This is a genomic window from Pseudomonas sp. SWI36, assembly GCF_002948105.1.
Lineage (GTDB): Bacteria > Pseudomonadota > Gammaproteobacteria > Pseudomonadales > Pseudomonadaceae > Aquipseudomonas > Aquipseudomonas alloputida.
In genome coordinates, this window is record NZ_CP026675.1 from 4,422,942 (window position 1) to 4,445,594 (window position 22,653).

The window sequence follows — 22,653 nt, forward strand, 5'->3', positions numbered from 1 at the left end:
AGGCGCCGATCGAACCCGTTCCCTCTGCATCCTGGTCCGGCATTTGAACAACATGGTTGGCTTCGTCAAATAGCTGTGGAACCCACCATGATTATCAATGCGACTGACCATGACCCATTCATCGGTGCCCGATTACCTGAGTGGCTCAAACGCGCGTCAAGGGGCCAGATCAACACCCTGCGCACCAGCCTGAACGCGCACCACGCCAGCCAAGCACGCTTGAGTGGCCTGACACTTGAGTTACTGCCGCTCCAGCAGTTTGCCGAGAAGCACCTGGCGGCGTTGCTGGATGCACCGTTGCCGGACGGGCAGGTATTTGCCCAGCTCGAGTGGCTGCGGGTGGCGCCACGCTTCGGCACACTGCCAGGTACCTTGCAACAGACATACGGGTACAGCCAGACGCGTGAGAACGGGTTACTGCGGCTGATGCGCAACTTTGCTGCGAATACCCGCTACTACGAGGGCACGGGGCTGGTTTTGCCAGGCAGCGATAAACCATTGAATGCATCGCTGGAAGCATTGATTACGGCCTGTCGCAATCTGGACGTTGGTCAGCGTTATCAGGACGCGTTGCAAAGGATCTTCCCGCCAGCTACCCAGGCGGTGCTGGCTGAAGACAAACGTTCAGGGTTGAAGCTGGCGACCGAGCTTGCGGCTTTGCAGGGAAACATAAGCGTCGATGTGCAGCTTGCCTTGCGTGAGGTGGTGGACCCCGCTCAGGAGCGGCGACAACAAGGCCTCGAAGGCAAACCCATGCTGTTGAGGGCAATAGGGAAACCTGTGGTCGATGGCTTGCTGATTCACCTGCATGACAAGGCGGGAAATGAACGGGGCATCGTACTTTACCTGCCTGGTGATCCCCGGCAGGCATTGCGGTTCTTCGACAATGCCGCCTCCATGAACAGTACCGTGGCGATGTTGTTGCAAGATCCCGGTTACTGGCAGTACTTCACACAGCTCATCAGCCTTGAGCACCGTGCAGGTTTTGTCAGTACCCTCGGCAAGCGCCTGAAAGACAAGCTGCCGGACCTGGAGCTTGAGGGTGAAACACCTGGAGGAGGGGTTTTCACGCAACTGGCGACTCGGCAAGTGCAACGGGTCAAGGAAGATGCCCGGTTGCTGCTGGTACCAACCGCTGACGCTGATAGCCGGGCGATTAGCGCCAGACACGCTGAGTGGAAGGCGGCAGGTCTGGACCTGGTAAACCTCGCCGGCCTTTTCATCCCGGCTGTGGGGGGCGTGCTGCTGGGGCAGGTGGTTGCCCAGACGTGCGCCGAAGTGTTCGAAGGGATGAGGGATTGGTCGAAGGGGCACCAACACGAAGCGCTGCAGCATCTGCTGGGGGTCGCCGAAACCTTGGCGGCTACCGCGGCGACGGTGGCGGGTGTCAGTTTTGTGCGCAGTGCGTTTGTCGCGGGCCTGGAGCCGGTAAGCGTTGGGAATGGGCGCGGTCGGCTGTGGCAGTTCAACGCCAGGAATTATCGATCATTGCCGGGCCCTGTCGATCTGCTCGAGGAGGAGCGCGGTGGCGAGGCGGGCTGCCGCTGGGTCCGTATCGATGGACGTTCCCTCGAAGTGCACCAGCCCGTCGCCGATGGCCCCTATCGCCTGCGCCATGCAGCGAGTGAGGGGGGCTACGGGCCGGTCGTGTTGCACAACGGTGAGCGTGGCTGGCAGCTGATGCGTGAACAACCCTTAAGCTGGCAGGCGCCTGCCCGCATGCTGGATGCATTATGGCCACAGCTTTCCCCTGTCGACGCGCATCAGGCCGAGCAGATAATGCGGGTGGCAGGTATCGATGCAGACTTGTTGCGCGGCGTTCTCGTGGAGAATCGCCCGGCGCCGGTGAGCCTTGGCCAAACGTTGCGCGCCTTCCAGGCGCATGCACGCATTCAAAGGTTTTTCCAGCGTGTTCGGCTGAAGGCGTTGATGCCATCGGACAGGGAGCTGCTGGCCTGGTGTGAAGCAAGGCCAGGCGTGGGCGCCGGACTGGAGCAGATGCAGGTGCATGAGGCCGGGTTGCGGCCGCAATTGTTTGCTCACCTGACAGAACAGTCACTGGCAGCAGACCCGCTCAGCATGTTGGTAAAACGCGACTTCCCGGGTTTGCCTTCGGCCTACATAAATGAAGTAACCGGCCAGGCGCATGAGCTTGAGCACCAAATGGCGCGGGTCGAGCGGCGGCTGCCATTGCCGTGCGCGAAGAACGCCCGTTCGCTCTTGCGTCTGGCTCGCCTGAGCCGGGGGCTGGCGGGGTTGTATCTGAGCACGGCGTACAGTGATGTCACCGGCGAGTTGGCCCTTGCGTTGCTGGATAGCTTCGAACTCGAGCAACTTGACCTCGACTTGCGCGACCGCGGGCTGGATGGGCGGTCTATCAGGCGCCTCGGTAGCGGCGGGCGAACCGAGGCAAGAAGAATAGTGGTCCGGCATGAAGGCAGGTTTCTGATCTACAACGGGTCAGGTGTGCCACACGTGCTTATCGCTGACGAGCCGGGATGTATCTTCGAGGCGCTTTTTGCCGCACTGACATCAGAGCAGCGGGCAGCGATGCAACTGGTGGGCAGTGCGGCGGCGAGCCAACTGCGTGAGAAGCTTCTGGCGCGGTTACCCGCTACCCATTGGGATATCGCGCGCATGCTCGGCTGGCCAGAGGAGCAGGCCTGGCTCAATCCAGGGCGTCGCATGGACGATGGGCGCGTGGGATACCCGCTCAGTGGTCGCCCTGGCGCTGCTCCCAGGGATGAGCGAGCGATCATTCGCGATCAGCTACGATCGCTTTATCCTGGCCTGGACGAGGCCGCGCTCGATGTGGAGCTGGCGCGTGTGCAACAAGGCCCGCAGCCAGTCTTCGAGCGCCTGGTAGAACTGCAGGAAGCACATGACCAGCTAGTGCTGTACCTCAACCGCTGGGTCGGTGCCGAGTTGCAGGAGGGTCGACGCGCCGACCGCAGGTTGACGGCCGACAGCATCCTGCGAGCCTGGCGACTGCAGGGCGAGCCTGTTTCGGCCGGCGAGGGGCAAACACAGGGGCAGCGCTTGTCGATGAGCGGTTTGAGTTTGCGCACACTGCCGGCACTACCGCCGCACATCGATTTCCATCGCATTACCCTGCTGAGCGTGAACGACACCCTGATTACTGACATTCCGGCCGACTTCCTTCGCCCGTTTACTGCCTTGACGCACCTGAACCTCAACAACAACGCGTTGATGCGTCTACCAACAGGCATTGCCCATTTACCGAATCTTCAATCGCTTCGGTTGGCGCATAACGAGATACGCCTCGACGCCCAGGCGATCAGCGTTCTGCATGGTTTGTCCAACCTTGTGCATCTTGATCTCAGTCATAACCGGCTGGAAGCGCTCGACATGAGCTTCCACCAACTTTCTCGGCTGACAAGCCTGAACCTGCGTCATTGTCGGCTGGGCAGCTGGCCGCGTCGCCTGGAGCTCTGTGGTCTACTTGAACGTGCTGACTTGCGCAACAACCAACTCCGCGAAGTGCCCACCGAGATCCAGCTGATGCCTTATGCATTTCGACAGGCCATTCTGATGGAGGACAACCCCTTGTCGGTCATGCAGCAACGAAGGTTGTATGCCCTCGATGTGATCGAAGAACACCGGCACTCACCTGAGCAGTTGGGGTCAGTTGACCTGGCCAGGGCCCGTACGCGTTGGGTAGGCCATACGGATGCGACGGTTCAGGCCGAGCGTGAGGCCGTGTGGCTGCGGTTGCTGGCGCAAGCAGGTAGCAGCGGGTTGTTCAGGTTGTTGGCTCGCCTGGAGATGACTGCGGACTACAGCCAAGCGGGTGAAGGGCGGGATGCGCTGGTTGACGGGGTATGGACACTGCTGGCTACGCTGGACGGCGACCCGGTGCTGTGCCGGCGGATTTTTGAGCGGGCCGGCCTGCCGCTGTCATGTTCGGACGCCGTTGCCAGCCATTTCAGTGCATTGCAGGTATTGGTGAGGCAGGCGCAGGCCGAAGCCGCCGCAGTCAACCCTGAACGCAGGGGCGAGTTGCTTGAACTGGGCAGGCAACTGTTCCGGCTGGATCAACTGGAAGGGATTGCCTACCAGGATGGCCGGCAGCGTCTGGCTGCCAGTGAACATGTTGACCAGTTGGCATTGGGGCTGGCTTACAGGGTGCAACTTCGTAGCCGTTTGCGGTTGCCCAACCAGCCGTATGCCATGCGCTATCCCGAGTCTGTCGCGCTGACACAGGCCCAGGTAGAGGATGCGTTCCTGCGGGTTACGCGCGCGCAGACCATCGAGGGCCTGACCGATAGCCTGAGCCAGCGCGCGTTCTGGCGCCGTTACCTGCGCCAGCAACATGACCAAATGTTCGATGCCCTCAGTGCGGATTACACTCGGCGCACGCTTGAGCTGCAGGCTCAACGTCCTGTCTTGGCGCCCGCGGCCTTCGAGCAGCAACTACGCCGGCTGCAGGAACAGCAGGTCCTCGATATCGAGCGCCTGGTCGCAGGGCTCACCCAGTCCTACCTGCGTGCAGCCGAGCGCGCAGAGGGGTGATTAGCGGCGGCCAAACCAGTCATCCAGATTGACAGCTTTGGCCATTGCCGCCGCGCATGAGCGGCGCGAACATCGTCGGACCGATGCTTCAACTCCAAAAACAAGAAACCAGGAGTCCGATGATGCGCGATTACGCCGAGGCCGCTCGTACGTTCGACCATGACCAGGCCGTTGTGACGGCATTGCACGGCAACCTTGAAGCCCTTAATGCCTGTGTCGAATGCTGTGACCGGCATGCCGGTGACGGCAGGCTGGCACTGATTCATGAGGACCGCGATGGTAACAGCGCGCGCTATAGCTTCGATCAGCTTCAGGTGCAGGCTGCCCGGTTCGCCAATGTGTTAAAGGCGCAGGGGGTAGGCGCCGGAGACCGGGTTGCCGGCTTGATGCCGCGTACCCCTGAACTGCTGGTGACCATCCTCGCTACCTGGCGCCTCGGGGCGGTTTACCAGCCCTTGTTCACCGCGTTCGGCCCCAAGGCCATCGAGCACCGGCTTGAGCAATCCCATGCCCGAGTGGTGGTCACCGATAGCCACAACCGCGCCAAGCTGGACGACGTGCATGCCTGCCCGACCATCATCACTGTCAAGGCCCGCAGTGGTGAGCTGGACTTCCAGCAATGCCTGGAACGCGCAGCGGACGTATGTGAGCCGGTGATGCGCTCAGGCAACGATCCATTCCTGCTGATGTTCACTTCCGGAACCACTGGCCCGGCAAAACCCCTGGAAGTGCCACTGCGTGCGATCGTCGCGTTTCAGGGCTACATGCGTGATGCCATCGAGCTGCTGCCCGAGGACAACTTCTGGAACCTGGCCGACCCGGGTTGGGCTTACGGCTTGTATTACGCCGTTACCGGTCCGTTGTCGCTGGGGCACGCCACCACGTTCTACAATGGCCCGTTCAGTGTCGAGAGCTGCGCCCGGGTGATCGACAAGCTGGGTATCACCAACCTGGCCGGTTCGCCGACCGCGTATCGCTTGCTGATTGCGGCGGGCAAAGATTTCTCGGCACCGATCAAGGGCCGCCTGCGGGTGGTCAGCAGTGCCGGCGAACCGCTTAACCCCGAGGTGATCCGCTGGTTCGCCGACGAGCTGGGCGTGACCATTCACGATCACTACGGCCAGACCGAACTGGGCATGGTGCTGTGCAACCACCATGGCCTGCAGCATCCGGTGCACCTGGGTTCTGCCGGCTATGCCATCCCCGGCCACCGCATCGTGGTGGTAGACGAGCAGGGCAACGAACTGCCAGCCGGCCAGCCAGGCATCCTCGCCGTTGACCGTGAGCAGTCGCCGCTGTGCTGGTTCGGCGGTTACCACGGCCTGCCGACCAAAGCCTTCGTCGGCAAGTACTACCTCAGCGGCGACACTGTCGAGCTGAACCCGGATGGCAGCATCAGCTTCGTTGGCCGTAGCGACGACGTGATCACCACCTCCGGTTACCGGGTGGGGCCGTTCGATGTGGAAAGCGCGTTGATCGAGCACCCGGCGGTGATCGAGGCAGCGGTGATCGGCAAGCCCGACCCGGAGCGTACCGAGCTGATCAAGGCGTTCGTGGTATTGGCCAGCGGCTACGCCGGCAGCGTCGAGCTGGAAGAAACCTTGCGCCAGCATGTGCGCCAGCGCCTCTACGCGCATGCCTACCCCAGGGAAATCGAATTCGTCAGCGAGCTGCCCAAGACCCCGAGCGGCAAGCTGCAACGCTTCATCCTGCGCAACCAGGAAGTCGCCAAACAACAAGCGCAACAGGCCACCCCTGCCAGCGTCTGAAAGGAAAGTACTCATGCACATAGCCAATAAACATTTCATCGTCAGCGGCGCCGCTTCCGGGCTGGGTGCTGCGACTGCACAGATGCTGGTCGAGGCTGGCGCCAAGGTCATGCTGGTCGACCTCAATGCCCAGGCTGTCGAAGCCAAGGCCCGCGAACTGGGCGACAATGCCCGTTTCACCGTGGCTGATATCAGTGACGAGCAGGCGGCCCAGTCGGCTGTCGATGCAGCTGTCAGCGCCTTTGGCAGCTTGCATGGGTTGGTCAATTGTGCCGGCATCGTCGGTGCCGAGAAGGTGCTGGGCAAGCAGGGCCCGCATGGCCTGGCCAGCTTCGCCAAGGTCATCAACGTCAACCTGATCGGCAGCTTCAACCTGTTGCGTCTGGCTGCGGCGGCCATGGCCGAAGGGGCTGCCGATGAGAGCGGCGAGCGTGGGGTCATCATCAACACGGCCTCCATTGCCGCCTATGACGGCCAGATTGGCCAGGCCGCCTACGCTGCCTCCAAGGGGGCCATTGCCAGCCTGACCTTGCCGGCCGCGCGCGAACTGGCACGCTTCGGCATCCGCGTGATGACCATCGCTCCGGGTATCTTTGAAACCCCTATGATGGCCGGCATGAGCGAAGAGGTACGTGCTTCGCTGGCTGCCGGCGTACCGTTCCCGCCCCGCTTGGGCCGCCCGCAGGAATACGCCGCGCTGGCCCGCCATATCATCGAGAACAGCATGCTCAACGGTGAGGTCATCCGCCTCGACGGTGCGCTGCGCATGGCTGCCAAGTAAGGAGAGCGAACATGACCCTCGCCAATGACCCCATCGTTATCGTCAGCGCCGTGCGCACGCCCATGGGCGGGTTGCAGGGCGACCTCAAGAGCCTGACTGCGCCGCAACTGGGCAGCGCCGCCATTCGTGCTGCCGTGGAACGTGCCGGCATCGATGCCGCCGGTGTCGAGCAGGTACTGTTCGGCTGCGTGCTGCCGGCCGGCCAGGGCCAGGCGCCGGCACGCCAGGCCGCGCTGGGCGCCGGGCTGGACAAGCACACCACCTGCACCACCCTGAACAAGATGTGCGGCTCGGGTATGCAAGCCGCGATCATGGCCCATGACCTGCTGCTGGCCGGCACCGCAGACGTGGTAGTGGCGGGTGGCATGGAAAGCATGACCAACGCGCCGTACCTGCTGGACAAAGCCCGTGGCGGATACCGCATGGGCCACGGCAAGATCATCGACCACATGTTCATGGACGGCCTCGAAGACGCCTACGACAAAGGCCGTCTGATGGGTACCTTTGCCGAGGACTGTGCCCAGGCCAATGCCTTCAGCCGCGAAGCCCAGGACCAGTTCGCCATCGCCTCGCTGACCCGAGCGCAGGAAGCCATCAGCAGCGGCCGTTTTGCCGCCGAGATCGTGCCGGTGGAAGTCACCGAGGGCAAGGAAAAGCGCGTCATCAAGGATGACGAGCAGCCGCCCAAGGCGCGTCTGGACAAGATTGCGCAGCTCAAACCGGCGTTTCGTGAAGGCGGCACCGTGACGGCGGCCAACGCCAGTTCGATTTCCGACGGCGCTGCGGCGCTGGTACTGATGCGCCGCTCCGAGGCCGACAAACGTGGCCTCAAGCCATTGGCCGTCATCCACGGCCACGCCGCCTTTGCCGACACCCCGGCGCTGTTCCCGACCGCCCCGATCGGCGCTATCGACAAACTGATGAAACGCACCGGCTGGAACCTGGCCGAAGTTGACCTGTTCGAGATCAACGAGGCCTTCGCCGTGGTCACCCTGGCGGCCATGAAACACCTCGATCTGCCACACGACAAGGTCAATATCCACGGCGGCGCTTGCGCCCTCGGCCACCCGATCGGCGCTTCTGGCGCACGTATTCTGGTCACCCTGTTGTCGGCCTTGCGCCAGAACAATCTGCGTCGAGGTGTGGCGGCCATCTGCATCGGCGGTGGCGAGGCCACGGCCATGGCTGTTGAATGCCTGTACTGAGGTGAACCATGCTGGTAAATGACGAGCAACAACAGATCGCCGACGCGGTACGTGCCTTCGCCCAGGAGCGCCTGAGACCGTTTGCCGAGCAATGGGACAAGGAACATCGCTTCCCGAAAGAGGCCATCGACGAGATGGCCGAACTGGGCCTGTTCGGCATGCTGGTGCCGGAGCAGTGGGGCGGTAGCGACACCGGTTATGTGGCCTATGCCATGGCCTTGGAGGAAATCGCTGCGGGCGATGGCGCCTGCTCGACCATCATGAGCGTGCACAACTCGGTGGGTTGCGTGCCGATCCTGCGCTTCGGCAACGAGCAGCAGAAAGAACAGTTCCTCACCCCGCTGGCGACAGGTGCGATGCTCGGTGCTTTCGCCCTGACCGAGCCGCAGGCTGGCTCCGATGCCAGCAGCCTGAAGACCCGCGCCCGCCTGGAAGGCGACCATTACGTGCTCAATGGCAGCAAGCAGTTCATTACCTCGGGGCAGAACGCCGGCGTCGTGATCGTGTTTGCAGTCACCGACCCGGAGGCCGGCAAGCGTGGCATCAGCGCCTTCATCGTGCCGACCGATTCGCCGGGCTACCAGGTAGCGCGGGTGGAGGACAAACTCGGCCAGCACGCCTCCGACACCTGCCAGATCGTTTTCGACAATGTGCGCGTGCCAGTGGCCAACCGGCTGGGCGCGGAGGGTGAAGGCTACAAGATCGCCCTGGCCAACCTTGAAGGCGGCCGTATCGGCATCGCCTCGCAAGCGGTGGGTATGGCCCGCGCGGCGTTCGAAGTGGCGCGCGACTACGCCAACGAGCGCCTGAGCTTTGGCAAACCGCTGATCGAGCACCAGGCCGTGGCGTTTCGCCTGGCCGACATGGCAACGAAAATTTCCGTTGCCCGGCAGATGGTATTGCACGCCGCTGCCCTTCGTGATGCGGGGCGCCCGGCGCTGGTGGAAGCGTCGATGGCCAAGCTGTTTGCCTCGGAAATGGCCGAAAAGGTCTGTTCGGACGCCTTGCAGACCCTGGGCGGTTATGGCTATCTGAGTGACTTCCCGCTGGAGCGGATCTACCGCGACGTTCGGGTTTGCCAGATCTACGAAGGCACCAGCGACATTCAGCGCATGGTCATTGCGCGCAATCTTTGAAGGAGCAGACTGCATGGCATTCGAAACCATCCTGTTGGACATCCACGGCAAGGTTGGCCTGATCACCCTCAACCGCCCGCAGGCGCTCAATGCGCTGAACGCGCAGATTGTCGGCGAGATCAACCAGGCTCTGGACCAGCTCGAGCGCGACCCGAACATCGGCTGCGTGGTGCTGACAGGCTCGGCCAAAGCCTTTGCTGCTGGCGCCGACATCAAGGAAATGGCCGAGCTGCAATACCCGCAGATCTACGTCGACGACCTGTTCAGCGACGCCGACCGCATCGCCAATCGCCGTAAGCCGATCATTGCTGCAGTGTCTGGATTTGCCTTGGGCGGCGGCTGTGAGCTGGCGATGATGTGCGACTTTATCCTCGCTGCGGACAATGCCAAATTTGGTCAACCGGAAATCAACCTGGGCGTGCTGCCGGGCATGGGCGGTACCCAGCGCCTGACGCGTGCGGTGGGTAAGGCGAAGGCCATGGAGCTTTGCCTGACCGGCCGCCTGATGGGCGCGGAAGAAGCCGAGCGTGCAGGCCTGGTGGCGCGGATCGTGCCGCAGGCAGAGCTGGTGGAAGAGGCGCTGAAGGTGGCGGCGACCATTGCCAGCAAGTCGATTCCGGTGAGCATGATGGTCAAGGAGAGCGTCAACCGGGCATTTGAAGTCACCCTCAGCGAGGGGGTTCGCTTTGAGCGTCGGGTCTTCCATGCGGCTTTCTCCACCGAAGACCAGAAAGAAGGCATGGCCGCATTCATCGCTAAGCGCGAGGCACAGTTCAAGGACCGTTGATCAGACTCGGTTCGTTGCCGTTGCCGTTGCCGTTGCCGTTGCCGTTGCCGTTGCCGTTGCTGTGGCTTTTGCTTCGAAGTGCGCGATAGTTCAGGCGACGCAGATTGCGACTTCAGGAGGCCGAGCGTAGGGCTTGCGGAGGGAGGTGACGGGCATGGATGCCCGTCAAGCGCTGAGGCCCCATGGATGGGGCCTGCAGCGCGTACTCCCGGGAGCAAGCCCGGAGCGAGGGAACCCCGGAGCGTAGCGCAGGGGCCGGATGATGGGAGCGCAGCGTTTTTTGGTTACTTTTTGTCGCGTTTGACAAAAAGTGACCCGCCGTAAGGGCGGAAAGGTGACTATGCGCCACCTGCGTGAATGAATACCTACTCGATGTGAATGCCCACATCCAAGAAGCAAGAAGCAAGAAGCAAGAAGCGAACTCGTCTGTTTTGACTCAGCGAACCGTCCATTTGCGATGGCGACGCTGACTCACCTTTTCGCCCTTACGGCGAGTCACTTTTTGTCAAACGCGACAAAAAGTAACCAAAAAACGCTGCGCTCCCATCATCCGGCCCCTGCGCTACGCTCCGGGGTACCCTCACTCCGGCCTTGCTCCCGGCAGGACCGCGCCGAAGGCCCCATCCTGGGGCCTCAGCGCTTGACGGGCATCCATGCCCGTCACCTGCCTCCGCAAGGCCTGCGTTCGGCCTCCTGAAGTCGCGAAGATCAAGATCAAGATCAAGATCAAGATCAAGATCAACGGCAACGGCAACGGCAACGGCAACGGCAACGGCAACGGCAACGGCAACGGCAACGGCAACGGCAACGGCAACGGCAACAGCAACAGCAACAGCAACAGCAGGCGGATGGGCACTGCCAGAATCACAGTTTACTACTGGCCCTTCAGCTGAGCTGGGGTGCCGACCGGCGGATTGTGAGCAGTGGAAGCAAATTCGCACCCATTTGCAGTTGCTCCACGCGGCGTGGCGCCTTAGACTGCCGCCCCCTGTAAAAGAGTGCCGGTTGGCGCTTGAAGAATTCCGCTGGCGATGCATAGGCATCGACGGCACATGAATCGCCCAAATGCACATTTTTTCATAGAGAAATCGATGACCAAGGAACAGTTGCTGGCCATGTCGGCCGATGACTACATGAACGCCGACCAGCTTGCCTTCTTTACTGAGCTGCTGCAGGCGATGAAAGTCGAAACCCATGAACGCATCGAACTCAGCCGCACCACCATCGAAGGCCTGGACACTCCGTCAGACCCTGCCGACGTGGCTTCGGTCGAAGAAGAACGTAGCTGGCTGGTAAATGCCATCGACCGCGACCAGCGCCTGCTGCCACAGCTTGAAATGGCCCTGGACCGTATTGCCGACGAAAGCTTCGGCTGGTGCGATGACAGTGGTGAGCCCATCGGCCTGAAGCGCTTGCTGATCAGCCCGACCACCAAGTACTGCATCGAAGCTCAGGAGCGCCACGAGCAGCTCGACCGCCACCAGCGCCAGGTATAAAACCGCGCGTGGTGCCAAGCCCCTCGGAGCTATCCCTGGGGCTTTTTGCGTTTCTCGACGAGACCGTTTTTGTTGCGCCTTACGAAACACTGCTGTACCGCAATGCGCTGTTTCCGCACCACTGTCAGGCGTATCATGGCTTTATCGTTAGGGTGCTAATTAAGTTCCGGAGGGAATGATGAATAGCCGAGTCGATGTGGCTGTGATGATAGGGTCAGGTGTGCCGGCCACCTTGCAGGCGCTGGGCAAGCGTATTTGCTGGGTTGTGCTGGTCAATGGCGAGCGTCGCGGCACCGCCTTCGCCACGCGCGAAGAAGCGCTTGAGTGCCAGGCTGCCTGGCAGCAGCAGCTGAAGAAAGGGCTGGCTGCCTGAAAATGTTTATTGCCTCTCGACGGGTTTCGGTGTTTTCGGGCATATTTGTCCTACAGTAATGCGCACATGGATGCCAGGGCTTGTCTTCTAGCAGGCTCACGCCATTGGTTGCGTTTTCTGGCGAGTGATTTCAGGCATCACGCTTCCCAAGCCGGGAATGAGCCAAACGCCTTCGGTTGAAGGCGATTCTGGCAAACCAGAGTAAAGATTCCTGCGCGCTGCATCGTCAGCGAGCACAGACATTTCGCATATCGCTTTATTACTCTTTTTGCCTATCGATAAGAAATGGCCGTGCCTCCCCGAGCTTGGGTGAGGGCGGGTTGTAACCGGTTGAGGATTACTTCATTGGCAGTCAGCACACTTGATACACATGCGTTGTTCGCCCTGGGCGACTTGCGCGGTAAATTGGCCCAACTGTTTCAGGGCCGCTTCATCTATGTCACCGAACAGAGTCCCGAAGGCCTGTACATGGCCGAAATCGACACCGAGAGTGCACTGGTAGTCGATGACAAGCAGCGCCTTGAACTGAAAGTCGGCGACCACTTTCGTGCTGCCGTATTGCCCAGCCGCGAAGGTGGCAAGCTGGAAATGCGCTTTCGCGACATCAAGTTGAATGTGTATGGCGTGGGTGATTACGCCTTCGTTTCTGTGCCGGAAGGCGAGGGCATCGTATTTCGTGAAGGCCATGGCGTGATGCTGGTATTCGCCGCGCAGCAGCAAGTGCAGGAAGGCCTGGGCAAGTTGCTTAAAGCAGTGACTGGCAAAGTCGCCAAATGGCGCAAGGGTGAACTGACCACCTTCAAGGCCAGTGAATGACCGACAGTCACGACTCACCAGCCTCGCGGGCCGAGTTTCATCGGCAGCACCAGGCAGATGCCGTAGCTGAGGCAGAACGTTTGCTGGCCGGGCGTGAGAAGCTGCAAGGCGCCTGGTTGACTTGGGTGGCGGCTGAGCTCTATCGCCTCAGCCCGCCACCGTATGCCGCCATGGTCCGGCGCGAGTTGCAGCGTCTCAGCCAAGGTTGAGACGGCAAACCTTCAATTGCCACGGTCCCGGCCGCTGCTGACCTCTTCAGGCACCGGCTCTTTCGACATGCGCTTGCGAAATAGCGCCGCCCGCGCCAGCAACAGCGTGGTTATCGGCACGGTGATCGACAGCAGGATCGGAATCAGCCACGCGTGGAGCACAGGGGTGCCCTTGAGCCACGAAAAGTAGATGATCGAGGCCAGTGCAACGCACCAGGCACCAAGGGTCGAGGCCAGCGCTGGCGGGTGCATGCGCTGGAAGTAGTCTTTCAGGCGTACCAGGCCTATAGCACCGACCAGGGCGAACAGGCTGCCGGTGAGCAATAGCGCGGCGGTGACCAGCTCCAGCCAGAACGGCAGTACCAGGGCTTCAGTCATTCGATCACCTCACCGCGCAGCAGAAACTTGGCCAAGGCAAACGAGCCGACGAAACCAAACAGTGCAATCAGCAGGGCACCTTCGAAGTAGGTGTCACTGGCATAACGGATACCCAGCACCAGCATGGTGAGCATGGCCAGGATGTACAGGTAGTCCAGGGCCAGAACACGGTCTTGGGCGGACGGGCCACGGAACAGCCGGATCAGCGCCAGGCCCATGGCCAGGGCGAAGATGAACAGGCTGGCGAGGACGGCATTGGCGAGCAGGCCTGTCATTGGAAAATCTCCATAAGCGGGCGTTCGTAAGTGTCCTTGAAGTGCTGTATGAAGGCCGCTTCATCGTCCAGCTCAAACACATGCAGCAACAGCACACTGCGGTCCAGTGCCAGTTCGGACCAGACTGTGCCAGGCACCACCGTGGTGATCATCGACAGCGCTGCCAGGCCGTGGGGGTCACGCAATGCCAATGGTATGTGAACGAACGCAGAGCGTGGCGGCTGCTTGCCGGCCCGCAGCACACCACGGGCCACCAGCAGGTTGGAGGTGATCACATCGATGCCGACCCGGCAGATGAGGCGGGCGATGGCCAGGGGGCGCCTTACGTGTGCATGCTGCGGGCGCAGGGGCGCCATCAACAGTGGCGCCAGTATGCCAAGTGCAGCGCCCAGCAGCAGGTTGCCGGGGCTGACCGAGAGGTTCAGCAGCAGCCACAGGCCAAACAGCGAGACCGATAACAGTGGAGCGGGGAACAGTCGGTTCATGGCTGCACCTGTACGTCGCGCGAGGTGGGGCCAGGAATCGGCTGGGCGGCCATCACGGCTTTGATATAGGCATCGGGGGCCTGCAGGCTGGCGGCAGTGTCTTGGGTGTAGCGCAGCAACGGCTCGGCCTTGAAGCTGAGGATGAGGCACAAGCCGAGCAGGATGACGATGGGCAGGCATTCATAGCGCCGCAGCACCGGTGACGGGCGCTCTTCGGGCTTCCAGAAACGCTGGATGCCGACGCGGCCGAAGGCGATCAGCGAGGCCATGCCGGACAGGATCAGCAACGCTACCAGGCCCCAGCCGGCGGCACTCAGCGGCTGCTCGGCCGGTACGCCGAGGCCCAGTGGATTGAACAGCGCGCTGATCAGGTTGAGCTTGCCGACAAAGCCCGACAGCGGCGGCATGCCGATGATCAGTAGTGCGCAGGCAATGAAGCTGAGGCCGAGGAAGGCCATGGTCCACGGGATGATCTGGCCGATTACCACCTGCTGTTCATCGTCGAGGTTGATGCCCTTGGGCGGGAGCAGCGATTCCAGTGGCGGCGGCATGGCGTCTTCTTCTTCGTCCAGCGGCGCTTCATTGGCCGAGCGTGAGCGTTCGACCAGTTCGGCGAGCAGGAACAGTGCGCACAGTGCAAGGGTCGAGTTGACCAGGTAGAACAGCGCCGCGCCGGTCAGAGCCGCCTGGGCAAAACCCACCGCACCCAGCAGCGTGCCGGCCGAGACCAGGATACTGAGTGCCGCCATACGCTCCAGGCGCTGTGCCGCCAGGATTGATACCGCTGCCACCGCCAGGGTAACCAGGCCGCCGTAAACCAGCCATTCGCCGCCGAAATGCGCCGAGGCCCCGGCCTGCCCGGAGAACAGTAATGTCCAAAGGCGCAGCACGGCGTACAGGCCGACTTTGGTCATGATGGCGAACAGTGCAGCCACCGGCGCGCTGGCAGACGCGTAAGCTGGCACCAGCCAGAAGTTCAGCGGCCAGATACCGGCCTTGACCAGGAAGGCCATGGCCAGGATTGCCGCGCCGGCATGCAGCAGGCCACGGTCGGCCTCCGGTACCAGTGGAACTTTCAGCGCCAGGTCGGCCATGTTCAGGGTGCCGGTCACGCCATACAGCATCGCTGCGCCGATCAGGAACAGCGACGAGGCAAACAGGTTGATAGCGATGTAGTGCAGGCCTGCGCGCACCCGCGCACGCCCCGAACCATGCAGCAGCAGGCCATAGGAGGCGGCCAGCAGCACTTCGAAGAAGACGAACAGGTTGAACAGGTCGGCGGTGAGGAAGGCGCCGTACAGCCCCATCAGCTGAATCTGGAACAGCGCATGGAAGCTGGCCCCAGCACCGTCCCAGCGGGCACGGGCAAATAGCAGCGCGCTGAAACCGATGACCCCGGTCAGGGTCAGCAAGAGCGCGGACAGGTGGTCCACCACCAGCACGATACCGAATGGCGCCGGCCAGTTGCCCGGCAGGTACACGCCGATCGACGCTGCCTGGCCCTGGGTGCGCACCCACAGCAGCAGACAGACCGCGATTGCCAGGCCGGAGAAGGTAGACAGCAGGTTCAGCCTGGCCTTGATGTGCCTGTGCTTTTCACCCAGCAGCAACATTATCGCCGCCGTAATCAGCGGCAGCAGGATGGGGGCGACAATCAGTTGACTCAGATCACTCATTCGTCACGCTCCCGGCCATCCACGTGGTCGGTACCGGTCAGGCCGCGCGAGGCCAGCAGCACCACCAGGAACAGCGCGGTCATGGCGAAACTGATGACGATGGCGGTGAGCACCAGTGCTTGTGGCAGCGGGTCGGTGTAATGCAACAGGTCCTGGGTAACGCCATCCTTGATGATTGGCTCCTTGCCGATGAACAGGCTGCCCATGCTGAAGATGAACAGGTTGACCCCGTAAGAAAGCAGGCACAGGCCCATGATCACCTGGTAGGTACGCGGGCGCAGGATCAGCCACACTCCGGAGGCAGCCAGCACGCCGATGGCGACTGCAATCACTTCTTCCATCAGGCGGCTCCTGCTTGGCTGGTTTTTGCCGGGTTGCCCGGGCGGTAGGCGCGCACCGACTGGTGCGCCAGGGCCGTGAGGATCAGCAGGGTCGAGCCGACCACGACGGTGTATACGCCAATATCGAAGAACAGCGCGCTGGCCACGTGCACATCACCCAGCAACGGCAGGTGCAAGTGGGCGGTATGGGTGGTGAGGAACGGGTAACCCAGCAGCATGGCGCCGACGCCGGTCAGGGTCGCGCACAGCAGCCCGGTACCCATCCAGCGCAGCGGCCGCAGGCTCATCTGCGCCTCGACCCACTGGGTGCCGGCCACCATGTACTGGAGGATGAACGCCACCGACATGACCAAGCCAGCGACAAACCCGCCACCGGGCTGGTTGTGCCCGCGCATGAACAGGTACATCGACACCAGCAAGGCGATCGGCAGCAGCAGGCGCACCAGCGCTGCCGGCACCATCATGAAGCCCAGCGCGGTATCGGTGGCATGCCGCGGGTTGATCAGGTCGGTGACTACGTCCGGCGCCAGCTGGCGTTGTTGCGCCGGCAGCTGCATGCTCTCTTTCGGAGGACGGAAGCGCCGTAGCAGGGCGAACACCGTCAGCGCCACAGCCACCAACACGGTGATTTCACCGAGGGTATCGAAGCCGCGGAAGTCGACCAGCATGACATTGACCACATTGGTGCCGCCGCCCTGAGGCAACGCACGGCTCAGATAGAACGAGGAAATGTCGTTGGGCGTGGGCCGGGTCAGCATGGCGTACGACAGCACGGCCATGCCGCCACCCACCAGCACGGCCAGCAGCAAGTCGCGCAGGCGGCGCATGCGCGCGCGCTCCAGGCTACCCGGCAGCGGTGACACGCCTTCGATACGCCGTGGCAGCCAGCGCAGGCCGAGCAGGATCAGCACGGTGGTGACCACTTCCACCACCAACTGGGTCAGTGCCAGGTCGGGCGCAGAGAACCAGACGAAGGTGATGCAGGTCATCAGGCCGCAGACGCTGACCATGATCAGTGCCGCCAGGCGGTGGTACTTGGCCTGGTAGGCGGCGCCGATGGCGCAGGCAATGGCGATCAGCCACAGGGCGACGAATACACCGGAACCCGGAATCTTCGGGCGATCACCCCAGCTCAGGCCGCTATTGAGCATCGGCGTGAGGCCCGCGAGGAACGCGGCGAATACCAGCATGAACAGCTGCGACTGCAGCCGCCGGGTGGTGAACAGGCGTTCGATGCGACGCGCCAGCAACATCAGGTGAACCTGGCCGTGCTCGAACAGCCGCTTGCCATTGAAGCGCTCGATCACGGGCGGGTAGGGGAAGCGACCCAGGCGCAGTTGTTTGCGCAGCAACAGGTACAGGACGATGCCGCCGCTCATGGCGACCAGGCTCATGATCATCGGCGCGTTCCAGCCATGCCAGATGGCCAGGCTGTATTCCGGCAGGGTGCCGCCAACCACCGGCAGGGCCGCAGCGGCCAACAGGGGGCCGACCGACTGGGTGGGGAAGATGCCCACTACCAGGCACGTGAGCACCAGCAGCTCCACCGGAGCACGCATCCAGCGTGGCGGCTCGTGCGGGGTATGGGGCAGGTCCTGGGCTGTCGGCCCGAAGAACACATCGACGGTAAAACGCAGGGCATACGCCACGCTGAAGGTGCCGGCCAGGGTGGCGATTACCGGCAGCGTGGCCTCGACCCAGGCGGTGGAACTGATGAATACCGTTTCGGCGAAGAACATTTCCTTCGACAGGAAGCCGTTCATCAGCGGCACGCCGGCCATCGAAGCGCTGGCGACCATGGCCAGGGTCGCGGTGTAGGGCACCAGGCGGATCAGGCCGCTGAGGCGGCGAATGTCACGGGTGCCGCTCTCGTGGTCGATGATACCGGCGGCCATGAACAGCGAGGCCTTGAAGGTGGCATGGTTGAGAATGTGGAATACCGCGGCGACGGCAGCCAGCGGGCTGTTAAGGCCCAGCAGCAGGGTAATCAGGCCCAGGTGGCTGATGGTCGAATAGGCCAGCAGGCCCTTGAGGTCATTCTGGAACATGGCGGCGAAAGCGCCGAGCAGCAGGGTGAGGGCGCCGGCACCGCCGACGATCCAGAACCACTCCTCGCTACCGGAAAGTACCGGCCACAGGCGTGCCAGCAGGAACACCCCGGCCTTGACCATGGTTGCAGAGTGCAAATAGGCCGACACCGGTGTGGGCGCTGCCATGGCGTGGGGCAGCCAGAACTGGAAGGGAAACTGTGCGCTCTTGGTCAGGGCGCCGATGAGTATCAGGGGCAGCAGCACCGGGTAAAGCGCATGCTGGCGGATGGTATGCCCGGCAGCCAGGACCTTGTCCAGGTCATAGCTGCCGACCACATGGCCGAGCAGCAGGGCCCCTACCAGCAGGCACAAGCCGCCTGCACCGGTTACCATCAGCGCCATGTAGGCGCCGCGACGGGCGTCGGCGCGGTGGTGCCAGTAGCCGATCAGCAGGAAGGAGAACAGGCTGGTCAGTTCCCAGAAGAACACCAGTTGGATCAGGTTGCCGGAGATGACCAGGCCGAGCATGGCGCCCATGAAGGCCAGGAAGAACGCGAAGAAGCGTGGTACCGGGTCTTGCGGTGACATGTAGTAGCGCGCATACAGCGATACCAGCGTGCCAATGCCCAGTACCAGCAACGAGAACAGCCAGGCAAAGCCGTCCATGCGCAACACCAGGTTCAGCCCCAGGCTGGGTAACCACAGGAACTCTTCGCGAATGACGCCACCATGGGCAATCTGAGGGTACAGAAGTGCTACCTGGACGGTGCCGACCAAGGCTACGAGCCCGGCAAGAATGGACTCGGCGTTACGTGCGTTGTGCGGCAGCACAGCTGCCAGGCAACTGCCCACGAACGGCAGAAGCAATAGCACTATCAAGGACATAGCGGCCTATTCTGGAGAAGTTTGCAAGAATCATACGTGCCGAGGTGTTTATCACCAACACGCAAGCTGTCGCAGAATCCTACAAACCGGCTGTGACAAGCGGTTTTTTTATAACAGTTTTTTACAAAGAATAGCCGCTGCTGACTGTTTTACAGCCCCGCCTGGCGTTCGCCTGGGTTCTGCACATCGCGTGTTTCGACGGTTTCGCGAGGGCGTCGCACCTTGAGTTCACTGACCACCACGGCAACCACGATCAGCAGGCCGCCGAGCAGCGCCACGCCAGGCAGGCGCTCGCCAGCCAGACGCCCGACGATGCCGGCCCACACCGGTTCACCGGCATAGATGAGTGTGGCGCGGGTCGGCGAGACCGACTTCTGTGCCCAGTTCATTGCCACTTGGATCACCGCACTCATTGCGCCCAGGCCCACTGCGCTGGCAAGCAACAGCCAGGAGAAGTCGGGGATGCGCTCCTGGGTCGGCACGATCATCAGGAACGCCAGCAGCGATGCAGTCGCCAGTTGCACCACAGTAACCCGGCGCACATCGACCTGACCGGCGTAGCGGCTGATCAGAATGATTTCACCGGCGATGGCCACGGCGCTGATCAGGGTGACCAGTTCGCCCTCGCTGAAACGCAGGCTGCCGCCTTCCGGCCCGGCCAGCAGCATCAGGCCGATGAATGCCAGGCAGATACCCATGCTGGGCATCAGGCCAGGGCGACGCCCCAGCACCAGCCACTGCAGCAGCGGCACGAACGGGACGTACAGCGCAGTGATGAACGCTGACTGGCTGCTGCTGATGGTCTGCAGGCCCATGGTCTGCAGGCCATAGCCGAGCATGATCGACACGCCGATCAGCATGCCGGCCTTCAGTTCGGTGAAGGTCAGGCCGGGCAGCGCTCGCGCCGAGACCACACCAACGAACAGCGCGGCTGCCGCAAAGCGCAGGCCGACGAAGAACATCGGGCCGCTGACGGCCATCACGTTATGCACCAACAGGAACGTGCCGCCCCACAACATGGTGATGAATACCAGCACCAGTTCGGCCTTGCTCAGGCGGAAGGTGGCGGCAGGGGTGGGCTTGTTGCTGGGCTGGTTCATGGTCTTGCACACTCGGAAAGGGCGGCGCACAATCGCCGCAAAAGTGGGCAGTATACTGCGCAATCTCGACCAGTGAGCAATATAGTGCACAAGGATTCTTCGCACCGGGCATCGGTGCTGCAACATGTCAGCCTCAATGTGCGCCGCCTGCGCAACGCCGCCGGCTTGAGTCAGGCGGCGCTGGCCGAGCGTTCAGGGGTCAGCCGGCGCATGCTGGTCGCGATCGAGGCGGGCGAGAAGAATGTCAGCCTGACCACATTGGACCTGATTGCCGAAGCCTTGGGCGTGGCTTTCAGTACCCTGATCCAGGCGCCGGAGCTGCGCGACCCCGGGCGCATTGAAGAGCTGGCGTGGGCTGGCGAACACCCGCAGAGCCGAGCGGTGTTGCTGGGCACCAGCCCGGCAAGGCGCGAGGTGGAACTTTGGGAATGGACCCTGGCACCGGGGGAGTGCTATTGCAGTGAGGCCGATGCCGAAGGCTGGAGCGAGCAGATCTACGTGGTCGATGGGCAACTGACGCTGATCATCGAAGATGTCGAGCATCGCTTGCAGGTGGGGCAGTTCCATGTGTTCCCCAGCAATTGCCGGTATGCCTACCGTAACGATGGCGTGGTGGCTGTTCGGTTTGTGCGCAATGTGGTGATTTGAGGCAGCAGGCTTTGGGGCTGCTGTGCGGCCCCAAAGGTCTCAAGCCGATCAGTTTTTCAGCAGCTCGTCGGTCTTCACCACATCGGCATAGGCAAACGCCAGCGCCGCCATCGCCGAATCGTGCACATGAGCCGCCGGCACCTGCTTGCCGTCGAACGTCAGTGGCAGGGTTGCGCAGGCATCGTGCGCCACGGTCACTTGATAGCCCATATCGGCCGCAGCCCGGGTGGCAGCATCAATGCACATGTGGCTCATGCTGCCGACGATGGTCAGCGCCTCGACGCCATGCCGGTCCAGCGTGTGCTCAAGATCGGTACCGAGAAAGGCGTTGACCTTGTGCTTGAGCACCACCGGCTCGCCCGGCAATGGCTCGACCTTGGCGTGGATGGCCGCACCCTGCGAACCGGGGGCAAAGAAGGGGGCATCGGCAGTGTCGAACTCATGCCGCACATGCACCACCAGGTCGCCGCGCTTGCGTGCTGCTGCCAGCAGGCGGGCGGCGTTGTCGGCTGCCTGGTCGACGCCATCGAGGGGCCACTTGCCGCCGGGGAAGTAGTCGTTCTGGATGTCGATGATGATCAGTGCCTGCTTGCTCATGCTGCCTCCTGTGGCAGTAGTCGTCGAGAGACGTTAGTTATAGGCTGTGTTCACCCACCTGAGGATTGGCGCGAACGACACTATGCGGGCAAAAACTGACACCAGCGCTAACCTGGATATCGGCTTGCTGTTGTACCCCGGCGTGCAGCGCGCCGCTGTGCATGGCCTGGCCGACCTGTTCCTGGTGGCCAACCGGGTGGCGGCCGAACTGGGGGCCGTCGAGTTGCCACACATTCGCGTCAGTTGCTGGCAGGCAGATGAGACGGGGCAGTTGTTGCCTGCGTCGGATAACTCTGCTGTCACCGTACCGGGCCTGCGCGTCCTGATCATTCCGCCAAGCCTGGAGTCGGCCCCGCAAACCGAATTGCTCGAACGCCACCGCGCGCCGCTGTGCCTGCTGCACGGGCGTGGTACGGTGCTGGCGTCGGTATGCATCGGTGTATTTTTCATTGCCGCCAGCGGTTTGCTCGACGGGCGCCCGGCCTGCACGCACTGGAACTATGTACAGGCGCTTGCCCAGCGCTTCCCCAGGGTGCGGGTAGAGGCCCAGCAGCCGTTGCTGGATGACGGCGACATCGTGACCTCGGCAGGGTTGATGGCCTGGACGGACCTCGGTTTGCGCCTGCTGGAGCGCTTTTTGGGGGCGACGGTGGCTCAGGAGACTGCCCGCTATCTGGCCGTCGATCCGGTCGCGGCGCCGCTGCCCGGCGCTGTGTTCAACCCGCGCCTGGACCACGGCGACGAAGCCGTGTTGAAGGTGCAGCACTGGTTGCAGGGCAATGGCGGGCAGGATGCCGACCTGGCCACGATGGCGGCCTGCGCGGGGCTGGAGGCGCGCACTTTCTTGCGGCGCTTTCGTGCCGCTACCGGGCTGCGCCCGACCGAGTATTGCCAGCAGGTGAGGGTGGGGCGGGCGTGCCGCTTGCTGGAGTTTACCCGGCGCACCGTCGAACAGATCGCGTGGGGTGTCGGTTACCAGGATCCGGGCGCGTTTCGCAAGGTGTTCCAGCGTGTCATCGGCCTTACCCCGAGTGACTATCGGCGGCGGTTTGCGGTATCCGGCCAGGGTCTGTAGAAACCACTTGACCTTGACTTTACTTGAGGTCTTACCCTGCTCGGCATCGCGCTGCATG

The 22,653-nt window shown here is 62.5% G+C and carries 21 protein-coding genes; 13 read left to right on the forward strand and 8 right to left on the reverse strand.

Going from position 1 to position 22,653, the window contains the following annotated elements; all coding sequences use genetic code 11:
- The first annotated feature begins 87 nt into the window (after window positions 1-87).
- The 11 genes from C4Q27_RS21145 to C4Q27_RS21195 all read left to right on the forward strand — a co-directional run bounded on the left by C4Q27_RS21145 (window position 88) and on the right by C4Q27_RS21195 (window position 13,105).
- Entirely contained in the window at window positions 88-4,533 is a 4,446-nt protein-coding gene (locus C4Q27_RS21145) for an NEL-type E3 ubiquitin ligase domain-containing protein (RefSeq protein ID WP_104887319.1), read from the forward strand.
- A 122-nt stretch (window positions 4,534-4,655) separates the two neighbouring features.
- Window positions 4,656-6,302, forward strand: a complete 1,647-nt coding sequence (locus C4Q27_RS21150) for an acyl-CoA synthetase (RefSeq protein ID WP_104887320.1) — start codon at window positions 4,656-4,658, stop codon at window positions 6,300-6,302.
- 13 nt (window positions 6,303-6,315) lie between these two features.
- Window positions 6,316-7,083, forward strand: a complete 768-nt coding sequence (locus C4Q27_RS21155; RefSeq protein WP_064492895.1) for an SDR family NAD(P)-dependent oxidoreductase — start codon at window positions 6,316-6,318, stop codon at window positions 7,081-7,083.
- 11 nt (window positions 7,084-7,094) lie between these two features.
- Window positions 7,095-8,288 carry an acetyl-CoA C-acyltransferase gene (locus C4Q27_RS21160; protein WP_010953196.1) on the forward strand — a complete coding sequence of 398 codons (1,194 nt, stop codon included), beginning with the start codon at window positions 7,095-7,097 and terminating at the stop codon, window positions 8,286-8,288.
- An 8-nt stretch (window positions 8,289-8,296) separates the two neighbouring features.
- Window positions 8,297-9,424, forward strand: a complete 1,128-nt coding sequence (locus C4Q27_RS21165) for an acyl-CoA dehydrogenase (RefSeq protein WP_104887321.1) — start codon at window positions 8,297-8,299, stop codon at window positions 9,422-9,424.
- A gap of 13 nt (window positions 9,425-9,437) precedes the next feature.
- Window positions 9,438-10,211, forward strand: coding sequence for an enoyl-CoA hydratase (locus C4Q27_RS21170; protein WP_003250095.1), 774 nt, complete (start codon window positions 9,438-9,440; stop codon window positions 10,209-10,211).
- Between the two features lie 653 nt (window positions 10,212-10,864).
- The gene (locus C4Q27_RS29460) at window positions 10,865-11,104 is read left to right on the forward strand and encodes a hypothetical protein (RefSeq protein ID WP_177410014.1); all 240 of its coding nucleotides are present in this window, start codon (window positions 10,865-10,867) and stop codon (window positions 11,102-11,104) included.
- Between the two features lie 198 nt (window positions 11,105-11,302).
- Complete coding sequence (locus C4Q27_RS21180) at window positions 11,303-11,707, forward strand: TraR/DksA family transcriptional regulator (protein ID WP_003250099.1); 405 nt, start codon at window positions 11,303-11,305, stop codon at window positions 11,705-11,707.
- Window positions 11,708-11,885: 178 nt separating this feature from the next.
- A complete protein-coding gene (locus C4Q27_RS21185) occupies window positions 11,886-12,080 on the forward strand; it encodes a hypothetical protein (protein ID WP_012271507.1) in 195 nt (64 codons plus the stop codon).
- 345 nt (window positions 12,081-12,425) lie between these two features.
- Window positions 12,426-12,896, forward strand: coding sequence for a hypothetical protein (locus C4Q27_RS21190; RefSeq protein WP_014591718.1), 471 nt, complete (start codon window positions 12,426-12,428; stop codon window positions 12,894-12,896).
- A complete protein-coding gene (locus tag C4Q27_RS21195; RefSeq protein WP_010953202.1) occupies window positions 12,893-13,105 on the forward strand; it encodes a hypothetical protein in 213 nt (70 codons plus the stop codon). The genes C4Q27_RS21190 and C4Q27_RS21195 overlap by 4 nt, the downstream gene beginning before the upstream one ends.
- 12 nt (window positions 13,106-13,117) lie before the next feature.
- Here the strand turns inward: C4Q27_RS21195 and C4Q27_RS21200 are convergent, their stop codons facing one another.
- The 7 genes from C4Q27_RS21200 to C4Q27_RS21230 form a co-directional block, all read right to left on the reverse strand.
- Window positions 13,118-13,483: a Na+/H+ antiporter subunit G gene (locus C4Q27_RS21200; RefSeq protein WP_003250107.1), complete on the reverse strand. Its 366-nt coding sequence runs from the start codon at window positions 13,481-13,483 to the stop codon at window positions 13,118-13,120.
- Complete coding sequence (locus tag C4Q27_RS21205; RefSeq protein WP_003250109.1) at window positions 13,480-13,758, reverse strand: K+/H+ antiporter subunit F; 279 nt, start codon at window positions 13,756-13,758, stop codon at window positions 13,480-13,482. Before C4Q27_RS21205 ends, C4Q27_RS21200 begins: the two co-directional genes overlap by 4 nt.
- Entirely contained in the window at window positions 13,755-14,243 is a 489-nt protein-coding gene (locus C4Q27_RS21210; RefSeq protein WP_014591717.1) for a Na+/H+ antiporter subunit E, read from the reverse strand. Before C4Q27_RS21210 ends, C4Q27_RS21205 begins: the two co-directional genes overlap by 4 nt.
- Window positions 14,240-15,919 carry a monovalent cation/H+ antiporter subunit D gene (locus C4Q27_RS21215; protein ID WP_104887322.1) on the reverse strand — a complete coding sequence of 560 codons (1,680 nt, stop codon included), beginning with the start codon at window positions 15,917-15,919 and terminating at the stop codon, window positions 14,240-14,242. Before C4Q27_RS21215 ends, C4Q27_RS21210 begins: the two co-directional genes overlap by 4 nt.
- Entirely contained in the window at window positions 15,916-16,260 is a 345-nt protein-coding gene (locus C4Q27_RS21220; RefSeq protein WP_003250128.1) for a Na+/H+ antiporter subunit C, read from the reverse strand. The genes C4Q27_RS21215 and C4Q27_RS21220 overlap by 4 nt, the downstream gene beginning before the upstream one ends.
- Window positions 16,260-19,175 carry a monovalent cation/H+ antiporter subunit A gene (locus C4Q27_RS21225; RefSeq protein WP_104887323.1) on the reverse strand — a complete coding sequence of 972 codons (2,916 nt, stop codon included), beginning with the start codon at window positions 19,173-19,175 and terminating at the stop codon, window positions 16,260-16,262. The genes C4Q27_RS21220 and C4Q27_RS21225 overlap by 1 nt, the downstream gene beginning before the upstream one ends.
- Window positions 19,176-19,324: 149 nt before the next feature.
- The gene (locus C4Q27_RS21230) at window positions 19,325-20,275 is read right to left on the reverse strand and encodes a DMT family transporter (protein ID WP_104887324.1); all 951 of its coding nucleotides are present in this window, start codon (window positions 20,273-20,275) and stop codon (window positions 19,325-19,327) included.
- 84 nt (window positions 20,276-20,359) lie between these two features.
- Here C4Q27_RS21230 and C4Q27_RS21235 point away from each other — a divergent pair, with 84 nt between their 5' ends.
- Entirely contained in the window at window positions 20,360-20,923 is a 564-nt protein-coding gene (locus C4Q27_RS21235; protein ID WP_026031877.1) for a helix-turn-helix domain-containing protein, read from the forward strand.
- Window positions 20,924-20,971: 48 nt separating this feature from the next.
- Here C4Q27_RS21235 and C4Q27_RS21240 read toward each other — a convergent pair whose 3' ends face one another.
- A complete protein-coding gene (locus tag C4Q27_RS21240; protein ID WP_104887325.1) occupies window positions 20,972-21,520 on the reverse strand; it encodes a cysteine hydrolase family protein in 549 nt (182 codons plus the stop codon).
- An 82-nt stretch (window positions 21,521-21,602) separates the two neighbouring features.
- Between C4Q27_RS21240 and C4Q27_RS21245 the strand changes: the two genes are divergently transcribed.
- Entirely contained in the window at window positions 21,603-22,595 is a 993-nt protein-coding gene (locus C4Q27_RS21245) for a GlxA family transcriptional regulator (protein WP_064491047.1), read from the forward strand.
- The last annotated feature ends 58 nt before the right edge of the window (window positions 22,596-22,653 follow it).

Coding starts and splice junctions, on each gene's coding strand:
- C4Q27_RS21225 (WP_104887323.1), bottom strand. CDS start 19,175: ATGTCCTTGATAGTGCTATTGCTTCTGCCGTTCGTGGGCAGTTGCCTG.
- C4Q27_RS21245 (WP_064491047.1), top strand. CDS start 21,603: ATGCGGGCAAAAACTGACACCAGCGCTAACCTGGATATCGGCTTGCTG.
- C4Q27_RS21180 (WP_003250099.1), top strand. CDS start 11,303: ATGACCAAGGAACAGTTGCTGGCCATGTCGGCCGATGACTACATGAAC.
- C4Q27_RS21170 (WP_003250095.1), top strand. CDS start 9,438: ATGGCATTCGAAACCATCCTGTTGGACATCCACGGCAAGGTTGGCCTG.
- C4Q27_RS21195 (WP_010953202.1), top strand. CDS start 12,893: ATGACCGACAGTCACGACTCACCAGCCTCGCGGGCCGAGTTTCATCGG.
- C4Q27_RS21240 (WP_104887325.1), bottom strand. CDS start 21,520: ATGAGCAAGCAGGCACTGATCATCATCGACATCCAGAACGACTACTTC.
- C4Q27_RS21200 (WP_003250107.1), bottom strand. CDS start 13,483: ATGACTGAAGCCCTGGTACTGCCGTTCTGGCTGGAGCTGGTCACCGCC.
- C4Q27_RS21215 (WP_104887322.1), bottom strand. CDS start 15,919: ATGAGTGATCTGAGTCAACTGATTGTCGCCCCCATCCTGCTGCCGCTG.
- C4Q27_RS21155 (WP_064492895.1), top strand. CDS start 6,316: ATGCACATAGCCAATAAACATTTCATCGTCAGCGGCGCCGCTTCCGGG.
- C4Q27_RS21145 (WP_104887319.1), top strand. CDS start 88: ATGATTATCAATGCGACTGACCATGACCCATTCATCGGTGCCCGATTA.
- C4Q27_RS21150 (WP_104887320.1), top strand. CDS start 4,656: ATGCGCGATTACGCCGAGGCCGCTCGTACGTTCGACCATGACCAGGCC.
- C4Q27_RS29460 (WP_177410014.1), top strand. CDS start 10,865: ATGCCCGTCACCTGCCTCCGCAAGGCCTGCGTTCGGCCTCCTGAAGTC.
- C4Q27_RS21230 (WP_104887324.1), bottom strand. CDS start 20,275: ATGAACCAGCCCAGCAACAAGCCCACCCCTGCCGCCACCTTCCGCCTG.
- C4Q27_RS21160 (WP_010953196.1), top strand. CDS start 7,095: ATGACCCTCGCCAATGACCCCATCGTTATCGTCAGCGCCGTGCGCACG.
- C4Q27_RS21205 (WP_003250109.1), bottom strand. CDS start 13,758: ATGACAGGCCTGCTCGCCAATGCCGTCCTCGCCAGCCTGTTCATCTTC.
- C4Q27_RS21210 (WP_014591717.1), bottom strand. CDS start 14,243: ATGAACCGACTGTTCCCCGCTCCACTGTTATCGGTCTCGCTGTTTGGC.
- C4Q27_RS21185 (WP_012271507.1), top strand. CDS start 11,886: ATGAATAGCCGAGTCGATGTGGCTGTGATGATAGGGTCAGGTGTGCCG.
- C4Q27_RS21220 (WP_003250128.1), bottom strand. CDS start 16,260: ATGGAAGAAGTGATTGCAGTCGCCATCGGCGTGCTGGCTGCCTCCGGA.
- C4Q27_RS21165 (WP_104887321.1), top strand. CDS start 8,297: ATGCTGGTAAATGACGAGCAACAACAGATCGCCGACGCGGTACGTGCC.